This window comes from Sediminibacillus massiliensis, assembly GCF_900156915.1.
Taxonomy (GTDB): domain Bacteria; phylum Bacillota; class Bacilli; order Bacillales; family Amphibacillaceae; genus Sediminibacillus_A; species Sediminibacillus_A massiliensis.
Map to the genome: position 1 here is coordinate 1,214,957 of NZ_LT732535.1, position 14,223 is coordinate 1,229,179.

A 14,223-nucleotide genomic window follows, 5' to 3' on the forward strand; every position below is an offset into this window, starting at 1 on the left:
CAATACCTATTAAGATATTTATTGTAGTTAATTAAATTATAACCACCATATTTTGACATTAAAAGACAATTGATTAAATTCTAATAAAATTTGTCACTTTTTCTTTCGTTTTTATAGTGGTGCTTTCGGCTAAAGTTCTTAATATTTTCTGAGAAACAAAAAATCCACTAAGGAACAGTAGTGGATAAAAGGTCGATTATCAATTTTTTTAAAAAACCTATTGCGGAAAAACGAATTTTCCATTAATATGGAAATTGCATTTTTTTACAAATATATTACAGGGAGGTTTCATTTATATGAAGAAGTTCTTTAAAATCGGATGTCTCGGCATCATTGCACTTATAGTTCTTGGTATTGTAGTTGCTTCTTTAGGTGGGGACGACTCGTCATCAAACAATGAGGAAAACACGGAGGAATCTTCTAATTCAGAGGGTAGCTCAGAGGAACAAGAGACTACGTATTCTATCGGTGATACTGTAGAAGTAGGGGCAATGACATACACTATTAATGAAAAAACAACTGCAGATCAAGTCGGGCCAAGCATAGCTCCAGAAGAAGCAAATGGGAATTATGTGGTACTTGATATCACTGCGAAAAACAACGGTGATGAAGCAGTAACAGTTGACGGATCGTATTTCAAGTTAAAACAAGGCGACAAAACGTTTGAAGCTGATTCAGCAGCTAGCATGACTGCAAATCAAGGCGAAGACGGTTCCATTCAAAATTCCTTCTTTTTAGAACAACTTAATCCTGGTTCTGAAATGACCGGAAAAGTCGTGTTTGATGTAGCTCCGGAAATCGCTGAAGCTGACGATCTCACAGTAGTAGCTCAAGAAGGCATTTTCGGAAGTGTTACAGAAACCATTGAATTAAATTAGGGTAATTGGCGGGGTATTTAATACCCCGTCTTTTTTAAATTTACTAGAATCTTATTTTCCTTCCTTCCTTGACTAAACTAACTAGTGTCCTTTCTCACTCGACCCGATACAAGCCTCCACAGAATTATGACTTCAAACTCTTCCTTTATTTCTAACATTTCCAAATATGTGTACAATGGGGTTTTGTCCAAATGAAGTCAAACCATTTAAAAAGTTTGTACTAAAAAACATCAATAAAAGCCAGAGTGCTATAATATTAACAAATCACCTCTAAAAGGACTGAACTGTATGCAATCAATACAAGCTAGAGCTAATGAATGGATTTCTTCCCTCTTCTCCTTCAATGACAAAGAGAATTTTTTTACGGGCGGTTATTTTAATTATTTCAAGATAGAAGGTTTTGCAAATGAGCCGGAGGTATATCTTCGATCAACTGATGAAGGGTTGGAATTCGGCTTCGAGGCAACAAAATGGGATGGATATATGCCTTCTCCAGTACCAGGTATATATAAGAAACATTCCTTAACGTGGGAAACATTAAAATCAATTAGTACAGAAGAACAACAAAAACTTATACTTGAAAAGCTAATGAAAACTATTAACACTAGAAAGAGACAATATAAAAAGTGTCAATTCTGCCATGAAAAAGTTGCATTAGAACATCGTTTTGATAAAGACACTTGCCATACTTGCGCAAGCGACCACTTTGGCGTGCTTTATTAAGGCACAAATTCATAACAACCATCTTTCACCTTATGAACAAGGGTCAAATCTATATGATTAATAAGGTATCTCTTAACGCGCTCCATCAATTAGAGAATGGTTCCCCGTTCTCACCAAAACCATAGCTTCATATGACTTAAAAAGCGCCACACAATTATTATCTGTGTGGCGCTTTTATTATAGATGAAACTTTTATATGATACCTCTGTAATAAACAATAGATTGGTATGTTTGCTTATCCAGAGCAGATAAAAATTTGTCAGCCCATAAAGACATCAATCAAAATTTACAAATTACTCTTTCCCACTTTTCGTCAAACGAATCATATTCCATGACAACTTTGGCAATATTCCTACTACCTTACCATTGTCCATATAGGATTCCCCATTATTATGTGGTTTAACTTGTTCGTTCCCTAATGTATTCGTTGCCTTCGGATCATCATGGTGTAATACGACATGCTCTTTAACTTCATATTCATTAAATGAACGAGCATCAATTTCTACCTGTAATGTATTTTGCAAATTACGGTTTGTTGCAAAAATAACAACTTCCTCTTTTTCTTCATTATATACGACTGATGAATCTAAGTAAGGAACATCGGTAAAGTCGGTACTGTCATATTCAGGTGAGTCTATTACTGGATTTAGTGCTACCCCTCTACCATAAACGGAAGTATAATAATATGGGTAGAAAATAGTTTGTTTCCATGCACGCCCGCCATTCTCTGTCATAATCGGAGCAATGACGTTTACTAATTGTGCCATTGCAGCAATTTTTATACGGTCTGAGTGGCGAAGAAGAGTGTTCAACATGCTTCCCACTAGAAGAGCATCCTCAAATGTATATACGTCTTCTAATTGCGGTGGTGCTATTGACCAAGGTTCTATCTTCTTATCTTGATCATTGGAATGAAACCAGACATTCCATTCATCAAAGCTTAAATTGATAGTCTTCTTGCTGCGTTTTTTGGCTTTAATATAATCACAAGTCGAAATGACTGTTTGAATAAAGTTTTCCATATCCATCGAATTAGCTAAAAAATTGGCTGTATCGTTATTCGGATTGCCATAATATTGATGTAAAGAGATGTAATCCACATATTCATACGTGTGATCTAATGTTGTTGCCTCCCACTCTGGGAAGGTAGGCATATGAGCACTGGAACTACCACAACTAACCAACTCAATGGTCGGGTCGACTTGACGCATTGCCTTTGCCGTTTCTGCTGCCAAACGGCCATATTCATACGCTGTCTTCTGGCCAATCTGCCAAGACCCATCCATTTCATTACCCAGACACCATGTTTTAATGTTATGCGGCTCCTGGTATCCATGTTGTTTTCTTAGCTCACTCCAAGCAGTACCACCGGGATGGTTCGTATATTCCAGTAGGTTCCTGGCAGCGTCAATACCTCTAGTACCCAAGTTAACAGCCATCATTACTTCCGCATTTGCTTTCTTTGCCCAATCGACAAATTCGTTGGTACCTACTTCGTTCGTTTCCGTCACACGCCATGCCAACTCTAATCTTCTGGGGCGGTCCTCTTTTGGACCAATACCATCTTCCCAATTATAAGCAGACACCATGTTTCCACCAGGATATCTAACAATTGGTACTTGCAATTCTTTTACTAAATCAAGAACATCTTGCCTAAATCCCTGTTCATCCGCACTTGGATGATCTGGTTCGTATATACCACCATAAACCGCGCGTCCAAGTTGTTCGATAAATGAACCATAAATTCGTTTGTCTATTTTTGAAATCACATAATCTTTATCTATCACCATTTTTGCTTTCACTAATTCTTCGCCCAATTTCCTCATCCTTTCTTGAACACTTACTAATTAATGGTTGTATATGTAATTGTTCAACCACAATTGCACGGTTTCTTTAACAGTGTTAAAGATTATGATAATCGATATTACCAATAACTCCGTTTTCCTATGAAACCGGCGAGCGGTTTCATCACCTTGTCGTTAACTATAACACTATTATCAGTGGGAGTGAGTAATAGTTAACTAGTAAATGATAAGCCTTACACAGAAAAGGACAATCTTATGGTTGAATAAGGATGTCCTTTTCCTGTTTTAAAATTTTGCAAATGTCAGCTATTACTCTTCAGCTTCTTCCTCTAGTGCTTCTTCCTGCGCTTTAACAAATTCCTCTGGTGTTACCTCTCCACCAAATAAGGCCTGTATCATGTCAAGGTGTACTTGGGCAGTCTTCGGACCCATCAAGTTATCTGCAAACAAGGTAATATTACTTGCATCATTTAAATCCTCTAATACTTTCAAGTACATTTCAGGTAGATCATACTCATCAGAATTCAGTTTATAAGCAGGAATGATACCTGCTTCATCAAGAGAACGTTCTCCAAATTTCTCTGTAAAGTACTTCACGAAGGCTTTTGCTTCTTCTTTTACATCAGAGTTTTCGGAAACGAATAATCCTCCATTACCACCAACAAAGCTATTGATCTCTCCTTCTCCACCTTCTACGGCTGGAAATTTAAAGTAGTCCACAGAATCGATAAATTCTTGGGTAACGTTATCACCACTTGTAAAAGTAGGTAACATCCAAGATGCTGACAAATACATCGCAGCTTGTTCAGAGGTAAATGTACTCTCTGCCTCACTGCTCGTTAGTGCGTTATAACCTTGTTGAAACGCACCCATATCAGCTAATTTTTGAACCTCTTCAGCGGCTTCCACTAAAGCTGGATCTTCAAATGTATTTGTTCTATTTACTGCATTTACGAGTGTTTCATTACCGCCAATACGGTCGGCAAGATACATATACCACATGGAACCTGTCCAACGCTCTTTGTTTCCTAACGCTATTGGAGGAATACCATTGTCGGTCAATGTTTTAACCACATCAAGAAATTCATCATAAGTCGTCGGTACCTCTAACCCATTTTCTTCAAAGATTCTTTTATTGTAGAAAATCATGGCAATATTAAGGTCTGTAGGTAAACCATAGGTTTGGCCGTCCACTTCAAACCCCTCTATCGTACCGTCTACAAACTTATTTCTGAAATCATCGTCGAGCACCTCGTCTAATGGTGCAAACATATTTCCTTCGACATATGGTTTTAGCCATCCACCAGGCCATGCCATCCCTACATCTGGTAACTCATCGGAAGATGCTAACACTTTTAGTTTATTTTTATACTGCTCATTACTCAAAATTTCCTGGTTAACTTTAATTCCCGGGTTTTCACTTTCAAAGTCTTCAATGATCTCATTGAGAATTTTATTTTGTGCAGGGGACGTACCCTCTGGCCATAAATGCATAAATTCGATTGTTTTTGTATCACCAGAATCAGAATCTCCTCCAGCACTTTCACTATCTGAATTCCCACATCCCGCTAAAAAAAGAACTAGTGCAAAAAACAGTGCAACCGCATTCATTTTTTTCATCTTTCTTCCTCCTTGTGTATGTATTCACGTTGAAACTAAAGCTTATACACTTATTAGCGTGTACGTTAACGAAAAAGTGTATAAGAATCTGACAATCAGGATGACTTACTCTTTAACTTGTACGGAGTGCGGCTTTCTATTTTACTAATTAAGCCAACACTCTCCTCATCACCGTGTACGTTAACGAAAATGATTAAAAAATAACAAGTGAAGCTTGGTCCATAACTTGGATGGAAAGTGGCTTTTCAATTAAAGCACAAGTTTACACAGCCTATACCTATAATGAATAGTACAAAATCACTCCTTCTCCCTGCTAATATGAAGCGGTTTCAAAATAATTTATCCACTCGCCTCTTACCTGTACAACTATAACACTATTCAAAATATTAAGTCAATATTATTTGTTAGAAAATTAAATCCTTGGATAAGTCAATGTAAATCAATTTCTGATCCAACAAGTAATTCGAATAAAGCTAATCCCGGACAAAAAATGTTTGGGAAGTACACAACAGTTATCCCAAAAACAGACCATGACGACGCTTTTGTGAGAATGCTAAATCGATTCTCCTGGAATAATTTTATAATCCAATAATGGGACCGAGGGAAAAGTTTCCTTTTCCAACTTATTAACAAGTGAATGAACAGCACTTATACCTATTTCTTTAATCGGATATTCAACAGTAGTCAATTTTGGTTCGACATATCTTAATACGTCTATATTATCGAATCCCATTATTCCAACTTCACCCGGTATGTTTACTTTTTGCTCCTTGAAAAATTTCATCACTTCAAGAGCATGGGCATCGCTCGTACATAAAATAGCTGTTTTTTCATTTTCCACAAAGTTTATCTCAGCTACTTCTTTCAGATAATCCTTTTCTTTGACAATGATCTGCTTATCCAGCATATTATATTCTTTCAAACCATCATGGAAACCTTTTAAACGTTCATGTTGTGTATGTATATTAACTTTTCCTAACAAGGATAGTGGTGGACAAATAAACACAAACCTCTTATAACCTTTTTCTATAGTATGCTTCACTGCATCCTGCATTGCTTCCCGTTCCTTGACGCCTATATGATGCCACTGATCCGAAACATGATTGAATATAGTGACAATCGGAACGTTAAAGCTATTTAAAAATTCATTAAATTCCTTTCCCTGATTAACAGAGAATAAAATAATACCATCTACTTTTCTGTCTATAAGGTAAGTAATACTTTCTACTTCCTTTTGTTTATCTTTGTCTGTAAGCGTCAGATGGAGAGAGTATCCAGATTTCCGTAATTCAGACTCAATGGCATCCATTAGCAAAGCAAAAGATCGGTTTTTAAGATCAAACAACACAACGCCGATCGTTTTCGTTTTTCCTTTCACCAAACTTTGCGCTCTGTAGTCAGGGCGATAGTTTTTCTCTTTCGCTACTTGTAAAATTTTTTCTTTTGTTTTAGGGCTTATTCCTGAACGGTTGTTAAGCGCCCTATCAACCGTCCCGATGGATACTCCGCAGATCCTAGCAATCTCCTTTATCGAAACTGTCATAGCTCCTCCTAAAATTAAATAATATATATTCCATATTATAGTACATTAGGGTAATTTTTGCTTATTTTTCCTATAACTTTAAGTGCCTGTCACCACCCGAAGTTTGTCGAATGCATTCCACAGAAGCGCCATCTCTCCATCCAAAGGCGCTGTCTCCGGCAGAATGCAACTGCAAACTGTTACTTGTTACTGCCTAAGCTTTAATTTAAATCGACAAATAACGGGAAGTGACAGGCACTTATTCCAATGTTAATCCTAAAAGTTCACGGAAGGTATGACCTTCATATTCCTTTCTGAAAATACCTCTTTTTTGCATTTCAGGAACAATTAGTTCAACAAAGTCCTCTAAACTACCTGGTAATGTAGGAGGCATAAGATTAAATCCGTCGGCCACACCAGCTTCAAACCAGACCTCCATCTGATCCACAATCTCTTCGGGTGTACCTATCAGCGTGTGATGTCCACCCCCTGCATTAAGATATCCTAATAATTCTCTTACTGTAGGTTGTGTATCATTGATAATTTCCAGAATCGTTTCGTAGCGTCCAACTGGACCAGTAAATTCTTCTACTGGAGGTAGTGGAGGTACTTTTTTATCCATTTCCCAATTAGAACAGTCTTGTTGGATAAAGAAACTCAACTGTTTTAAAGCTGTTTCAAGAGGTAATTGTTCATCTAATGCTGTTTTTTTAGCCAAAGCTTCTGCAGTAGTATGACCTACATAGGTTACTAAGCCTGGAAATACTTTAATATGTCTATTGCTGTCTTCGCTTTGTTTAACTTGTTCATCTAATCTTTCACGGAATTTTTTTGCTTGCTTTAAGTTCCACGATACTGAATAGACTGCATCTGCATATTTTGCAGCTAATGCAATGCCTTGTTTAGATGCCCCTGCTTGCATTGACACTGGTTTGCCTTGCGGACTTTTTGGCGTAGTGGATGGGCCATACACTTTAAAATAGGTACCAACGTGATTAAAAGGCTGAATGTTTGAAGGATTTATCAATTTTCTTTCTTCTCGATTATGTAGAAACTCATTACTGTCCCATGAAAGAAACAACTTATTCATTAAAGCAGCGAATTCATCTGCCTTCTCATAGCGTTTGTCATGGGAAGGTAGTTCTCCCATACTATGATTTAATGCCTCTAAATCAGTCATTGATGTAACGAGATTCCAACCAACACGTCCTTTTGTAATATGATCTAAACTTAATAGTTGTCGTGAAGCTGTGAAAGGATTAGAAAAAGTACTTGAAATTGTTGAAACTAATCCCACATGATTTGTCACTTGAGAAATAGCAGTTAAATTGACTACTGGATCAAACCAAAATGCTGGCATATTACTAGAATCTTTACCTGGAAATGATTGATTATCAGCAAAGAATACTGCGTCAAAATAACCTTTTTCTGCTAGCTGTGCTAAAGATTGATAATAAGAAATGTCTCCAATAAGTTCCACGCTTGAGTCAGGCATTAACCAAGCAGCTTGATGATGCCCGCAACCATACAGCAAAACACCTAAGTGAAGTTGTTTTTCTTTAGTTTTTGTCATTAGTTTACACCTCAAAAACCATCATTATTGGTGGTATACTCCATTTTCCCGTTGGATTATCTATGGTAATTTATGCTATTAGTTCATTGTCAAACCGCCATCTACTGTGAAATTCTGACCTGTAATACTGTTCGCATTTTCCGAAGATAAATAAGCGACCATATTGGCTACATCTTGGGGTGTTGTCACCTTCTTCAAAGGAGTTGATTCAGCAATTAAATCGAATACTTTTGGCGATGTAACAGCACTTGCGTTAGTCATTTTTAATAATCCTCCTGAAACTACATTCGCTTTTATACCATATTGACCTAATTCAGAAGCGATATTACGAGTAAAACCTATTAATCCAGCTTTAGCCGTTGTATATTCGTGGTAAGGTACAACAGGATTTTGGTACAAATTAGTGCCTATACTTATAATACTTCCATCTTGCCGTTCAATAAATTGAGGTATGACGCTTTGAACTACGTTGAACGCTGCTTTTAAAGTACCATCTAGTTGTTTTTGATAATCCTCCCAAGTGAGTTCTGTGAAGATTTTTTGTTTATTTGGATCAAACTTGAAGTCTACTAATGCATTGTTGACTACAACATCTATTTGACCAAAATATTCCGTTGCTTTTTTTATCAATTTATCTACTTCTTTGCGATTTGTTACATCAGCCTGAATTGCAAGTGCATTCTCTTCCCCAATCTCAGAAACGAGCTTTTCAGCAGCATCTTTGCTTTTGTAGTAATTGATTACCACTTGAAATCCTTGTTGTGCCAATGTCTTTACAATAGTTGCTCCTAACCCTCTACTACTACCTGTTACTAATACTGTTTTAGTCATCCCAATAACTCCTATATTTTTAATTTTGTTGAAACTTAAGTAGAAAAAAAATACGCAACCTTCCCATAGGAAAGTTGCGTAAAAACAAATAACTACATATTAATAAATAGGCATAATCGCCCTTTAAGTATGTATAAGATTTTACACTTCCCTACGCTAGTTTCAGCTAGTTCAGGTTCAAAGGGTTTGAGGTAAAACTCATCTCAGTTAAAAAACACCCCTAGTGCATATATTTAAATTATATTCCATGTTATCGTTTTAAAAAATTTATGTCAAGGACACCGCAGATCATATCCATGTCAAAGCATTCAAAGGATTCATGACGTGTATTAAGAAAGTTATCGTACCCGTTAAAGCGAATGATTAACACCTAGTAAGTTCAGTGCTGCTTTCACGGTTGAAATAGTTGTAATGTCACTAACATTAATATTTTGTTCTATTGCTTCTGATGCTAATTGAGGTCTTAAGCCTGTTAGTACGCATTCCACTCCAAGCAATTTTAGTACGTTGTTTATCCTAAACAGATAATCAACAACGGTGTTGTCGATTTGATAAATTCCAGAAAAGTCGATAATTAACTTTTCAACCTCTTGAACCCTTACTTTTTCTGGTACTCTTTCTAATAATGCGGCTACTTGATCTTCATTTATCGAACCCATTAAAGGGAGGACAGCAATACCATCCATTAGCGGAACAATTGTCGATGAAAGTTCATTTATTTGTTTCTTCATTTCATTTTCTATTCTCTCTTGATGCTTTCTATTGGAAATATCTCTCACGTAAGTCTGTATCGCTTCGGTATCACCGATTTTTACAGGGTGACAATATAACTCGACATCAACTGCTGTACCATCCATTTTATAGATCGTTTCTTCAATTACCTCCGCCGGGCGGCTATATGCCCCCGAAATTCTTTCTTCTATCGAAGGTTTTGAGGTGTCTTTAAAAATATCCAAAGGACTTGCACCTATTATCTCTTCCTTTGATGCTTTAAAAAATTCCTCAGCTGCCCGATTTATATAAATAATTTTTAATTGTGAATGAACAATTAACGGGTCTAACGCATATTCAATCACTTCTGTGTAATCAATTTCTGAGATATTCTCACTCATTGTCTTCAACTCCTACATAAAAAGGAAGGTGAGTTCCTTTTGCAAAATGACTTATTTATAAATATTGATAAAGATCATTACTGAACTAATTAACACCCCATCCTTTCGTCAACTATACTACCTATGTACTGTAATAAAAAGGGGTATGAATGTTCAAGCTTCCTTATCAATAAGTTCAAGAAAACGAACGCCGGTTTCTATGTGATTCTAGTGTTTTTTGAAACACTGGATGCTGAAACATTGAAATCAAGCCTTAAGAATAGGAGATAACTAAAAAGAAATCAAATTTAAAACGCTCTGAGCAATTTACACTAAGAGCGTTTTCTATTGCTATGACCTAGCATAACTTTGAGAGGTGGAAAAGATGAATCAGATTATGTCTTCAAAGGAGCGCATAAAGCTCCCGTATCTATTAATCTCTTAGTTACCTGTCCCCACCCGAAGTTTGTCTGATACAATTTTTCTTTCCAGCCCCCCTTTAAAGGGACGTCTCCAGGTGATGACGCAACATATTTTGAAACTCCCCAATCTTTATGAACAAGGGGCAGACCTGTCTGGGAATATTATGTCCGTTAGTGGTCTGACCCTTGATTACAGATAGCTTAGAAATGTCATAACATAATTCACTCACACCTCTCCATAATCACTCCTTCTCTTACTCTTTGAATCCCTAAGCCCCCGCCTATCTATTTCCTCATACAACCGCTTCTTCCCCATCCCGCACGTTTTCAGAATGTCCTCCACGACCTCGCCGTTTTCCCGTCTATTAACATACCGGTCTATAGCTGTATCAATCATTTCCTGCGTGACAGTTTCCGTCTTTCTCTTAGGAATGCCTAACCTCTTCAACTCACGAAAAAGAGTGTTTTTATGAGTTCCAGTTTTCTTGTAAATCTCCCTAAGAACTATTCCTTGTCTATATAATTCTATTGCTTCTTGTAGTCTTTCTTCCCAATTAGCAACTCCATGCCTTCTACGCGGTATGCCCCGTTTTTGCATATGCTTTAGCAAGGTGGACTGAGAGATGCCGGTTTCTTTTGGGATCTCCTGTTTAGGCTCTGACCCATTTTGATACATGTCAATCGCCTTTTCTAACCGGTTGTAGAAAGATACATACCATTGGCTCTGATTGTAATGCGTCTCCACTTCCTTCGGGTTGGCATGGCACGCATACACATAACTCTTGAATTCTTCAAAAGTCATCCCGTTTCGTTCAGCAACTTCAGTCATAACCTCATGGAAGTGTTCCATCGAAAAACCGAAATCTTTGTGTTTATCTATCGCCCATTCAAAAATATTGTAGGCTTGCTTACTGCTGTTCAATGCACCTGACAATGGGATCATGTTTTCATAGACGGTTCCAGCATGTCCGGTAGCCAATGGTATAACATGGTCTAAATGCACATCTGACGCGCCAGTTAAACAGCACTTGTTGTGGTATTGATTTAAAATCGTTTCATACTGTTCTGCTGTCAGCGTGTTAGTCATATTCCTTCTTCTCGTCCGGTAAATATGTCCATCATAAAGTCTTTTCTGCCTTTGTTCTTCTGTCGTTGGCTTTGGTTTTGTGACCCCGCCATATCTTTCTTTTCGTTTATCATTATTCCGTTTATGTATCGCTTTTACTTTGTCTTTGTTCTCTGGCCTTGCCTTCCATTCCTCAATACGCTTACGGTCGCAAGCTTTGCAGCTGGTACTTTTCCCATAAAAACCGTTCTTCTTATTGACGAAAGAAGAGAGGGGTTGAACGGACTGACATTTATTACAGTCAAGATGTTCTGTGCCGTCACCGTCCCTGTACACTTTACGACCTTTCTTGGACATTGCTATTACTTCCATTTATTTCACTTCTCTTCCCATATCGCTTGGATTACTATTAGTTTCATAGTCGGTATTATATAAAGAATCATAGGATTTGAAAAAGCAAGGGAATCGTCATTCCTCTTAAGCAAACTGTGAATAGGAGAAGCGTGCAACCCATCATTTCATACCTTATTCCTTCTTCTCCATCTTCTTCCATTTTATATAATTATAAACGATATCCAGCAATGCGATTAACAAGAAAATGCTTCCAAGGATGATGAGTTCTTTAGAACCCAAAGCACCTATCCAGTGGATAACCAAATATAGAATAATGATAATTGGAACCTGCCACAAAGTACGGATTAATCTTCTTCGATAGGTTAATTTATAATTGTTTAACACAAAGCCTTTGTCTTGCTTTTCCACATCCTTATAAATCGCCGACATGATCGGATGAAAAATGGAAAACACGATTAAGGGTATAATTAAGTACAAAAAAATATACAATTCGCCACCTAATTCTTTAATCAACGGGTATGCCCCCCTTTGCCAGCAGTGAAAAGGGCCACAAACAAATCATTCCCTTATTTCACCAGCACCCCAGCTTTTTTCATATTCATATAGAGTCCACTGATAATTCATAACGGACGTATAATCCTTCCTGGCTATGTATTCCGTTTTTTCTTTTTCAATTATATAAGTATGATCACCGATATACTCTACTTCCTTCACATCCTCTTTATCGAATTCAGACTGCAGAAATGAATCGTTTTGAATTAAATTATTTTCATTGAGTTCATATAACACGTTGTAGGGTGAAAATAGAGAAAGTAATAGCATCATAAAAATGGTTATTAAGACAGTAAAAATAGTACTTTTATATTTCTTCAAATAAGGCACCCTCCTTGATAATGCAGTTAACAACCATATTAACATATAATTCCAGCCCGAGATTTTACATCATGATTCAATCTAAATCATTCTGGTACGTACCTGTGCGAAAGAAATGGCTTTCTCACTCCCGTAATCATAAATCAAAGTTTCTATTTCATCCCTTTTATTTGGTTTAATCACAAAATACGTATGTACAAGTCGGCTAAAAACTATGGATTAGACCTTTTTTCCAAGAACACAAGATAATTATAATTGACACTTGTACGTATAACTGATAAAGTTATCAGTAAATTGAAAGCGTTTCGACATTATGCTATAAAATACGACGCTTTTTTATGAAGAGATTAATAGATAAGAAGTATCATATCTTCTCTTCAAAAAAATTTTCAAGGAGTGTTTGATATATGGCACAAGAAATAATGAATCCAATAGTACTACAACGCGCAGATCCCTTCGTCTACAAGCATTCAGACGGCTACTATTATTTTACGGGCTCGTATCCTCTTTACGACCGAATTGTGTTGAGACGGGCAAAGAGTTTGAACGAACTTCAAGATGCCGAAGAAGTCACTGTATGGAGGAAACATGACAGCGGTCCTTTGAGCGAATTGATCTGGGCTCCGGAAATTCATCGTGCAAACGACAAATGGTACATATATTTTGCCGCGGCGCCTGATACCAACATTGATGATGATACTTTCAACCATCGTATGTACGTTCTTGAAAGCGCTTCGGACAACCCGCTTGAGGATACCTGGGTGGAAAAAGGCGAAGTGAAGACAGAAATGTCAACGTTCTCATTGGATGCTACGACGTTCTTCCATAACGGTGAACAATATTATGTGTGGGCTCAGCAGGATGTGGACATTAAGGGGCACTCCAATCTGTATATCGCAAAAATGGAAAATCCGTGGACGCTTGCCACGAAACCCGTCATGCTCACCAAGCCTGAATTGCCTTGGGAAATCAAAGGTTTCTGGGTAAATGAAGGTCCAGCCGTTTTAATCAAGAACGGAAAAGTCTTCCTCACCTATTCCGGCAGTGCGACCGGGGTCGATTATTGCATGGGTCTGTTAACCGCAAGTGCCGAAGACGATTTATTGAATCCGGATTCATGGACCAAAAGCAGCGAACCGGTCTTCCAAAGCTATCCGGAAAACGGACAATATGGACCAGGACACAACTCCTTTACAGAGTCAGAAGATGGACAAGACACCATTCTGGTTTACCACGCCCGTAACTATACAGAATTGGTCGGGGATCCGCTCTATGAACCCAACCGTCACGCACGAGCGCAAAAAATCGACTGGGACGAAGACGGAAATCCTGTTTTCGGCAAACCGGTTCCAGATAAAAGATGGACACCTGATACACCTGAGGTCTTAAACTAACTGGGGGGATAATCGTGAAAAATTAAAGCAAGTGAAGTTTTGGAACTTTGGAGGCATGTATTACTTCTACT

12 protein-coding genes and 1 riboswitch are annotated in these 14,223 nt (G+C 37.6%); of the genes, 3 read left to right on the forward strand and 9 right to left on the reverse strand.

What is annotated here, in order from left to right; genetic code table 11:
• Positions 1 to 296 precede the first annotated feature (296 nt).
• Together CZ434_RS06895 and CZ434_RS06900 are read left to right on the forward strand one after the other, a co-directional pair.
• Positions 297 to 878: a DUF4352 domain-containing protein gene (locus CZ434_RS06895; RefSeq protein WP_077622445.1), complete on the forward strand. Its 582-nt coding sequence runs from the start codon at positions 297 to 299 to the stop codon at positions 876 to 878.
• Positions 879 to 1,166: 288 nt separating this feature from the next.
• A complete protein-coding gene (locus tag CZ434_RS06900; RefSeq protein ID WP_077622446.1) occupies positions 1,167 to 1,601 on the forward strand; it encodes a hypothetical protein in 435 nt (144 codons plus the stop codon).
• A gap of 293 nt (positions 1,602 to 1,894) precedes the next feature.
• On the opposite strand, the gene arfA is transcribed toward CZ434_RS06900, so the two are convergent.
• The 9 genes from arfA to CZ434_RS06945 all read right to left on the reverse strand — a co-directional run bounded on the left by arfA (position 1,895) and on the right by CZ434_RS06945 (position 12,758).
• Positions 1,895 to 3,427, reverse strand: coding sequence for an arabinosylfuranosidase ArfA (arfA, locus tag CZ434_RS06905; protein ID WP_077622447.1), 1,533 nt, complete (start codon positions 3,425 to 3,427; stop codon positions 1,895 to 1,897).
• 288 nt (positions 3,428 to 3,715) lie between these two features.
• Positions 3,716 to 5,026 carry an extracellular solute-binding protein gene (locus CZ434_RS06910; RefSeq protein ID WP_077622448.1) on the reverse strand — a complete coding sequence of 437 codons (1,311 nt, stop codon included), beginning with the start codon at positions 5,024 to 5,026 and terminating at the stop codon, positions 3,716 to 3,718.
• Positions 5,027 to 5,579: 553 nt separating this feature from the next.
• A complete protein-coding gene (locus CZ434_RS06915; RefSeq protein ID WP_077622449.1) occupies positions 5,580 to 6,569 on the reverse strand; it encodes a LacI family DNA-binding transcriptional regulator in 990 nt (329 codons plus the stop codon).
• Positions 6,570 to 6,807: 238 nt separating this feature from the next.
• A complete protein-coding gene (locus CZ434_RS06920; protein ID WP_077622450.1) occupies positions 6,808 to 8,121 on the reverse strand; it encodes an LLM class flavin-dependent oxidoreductase in 1,314 nt (437 codons plus the stop codon).
• Between the two features lie 78 nt (positions 8,122 to 8,199).
• Positions 8,200 to 8,952: a 3-oxoacyl-ACP reductase gene (locus CZ434_RS06925; protein WP_077622451.1), complete on the reverse strand. Its 753-nt coding sequence runs from the start codon at positions 8,950 to 8,952 to the stop codon at positions 8,200 to 8,202.
• Positions 8,953 to 9,083: 131 nt separating this feature from the next.
• A riboswitch (TPP riboswitch) is annotated at positions 9,084 to 9,184 on the reverse strand.
• A gap of 118 nt (positions 9,185 to 9,302) precedes the next feature.
• Entirely contained in the window at positions 9,303 to 10,064 is a 762-nt protein-coding gene (locus tag CZ434_RS06930) for a PAS domain S-box protein (RefSeq protein ID WP_077622452.1), read from the reverse strand.
• 627 nt (positions 10,065 to 10,691) lie between these two features.
• The gene (locus CZ434_RS06935) at positions 10,692 to 11,903 is read right to left on the reverse strand and encodes a hypothetical protein (protein WP_077622453.1); all 1,212 of its coding nucleotides are present in this window, start codon (positions 11,901 to 11,903) and stop codon (positions 10,692 to 10,694) included.
• A 153-nt stretch (positions 11,904 to 12,056) separates the two neighbouring features.
• Positions 12,057 to 12,398, reverse strand: coding sequence for a hypothetical protein (locus CZ434_RS06940; RefSeq protein WP_245830933.1), 342 nt, complete (start codon positions 12,396 to 12,398; stop codon positions 12,057 to 12,059).
• Positions 12,399 to 12,443: 45 nt separating this feature from the next.
• A complete protein-coding gene (locus tag CZ434_RS06945) occupies positions 12,444 to 12,758 on the reverse strand; it encodes a hypothetical protein (RefSeq protein WP_077622454.1) in 315 nt (104 codons plus the stop codon).
• Positions 12,759 to 13,165: 407 nt separating this feature from the next.
• On the opposite strand from CZ434_RS06945, the gene CZ434_RS06950 reads away from it, so the two are divergent.
• Complete coding sequence (locus CZ434_RS06950) at positions 13,166 to 14,152, forward strand: glycoside hydrolase family 43 protein (protein ID WP_077622455.1); 987 nt, start codon at positions 13,166 to 13,168, stop codon at positions 14,150 to 14,152.
• Positions 14,153 to 14,223: the final 71 nt, after the last annotated feature.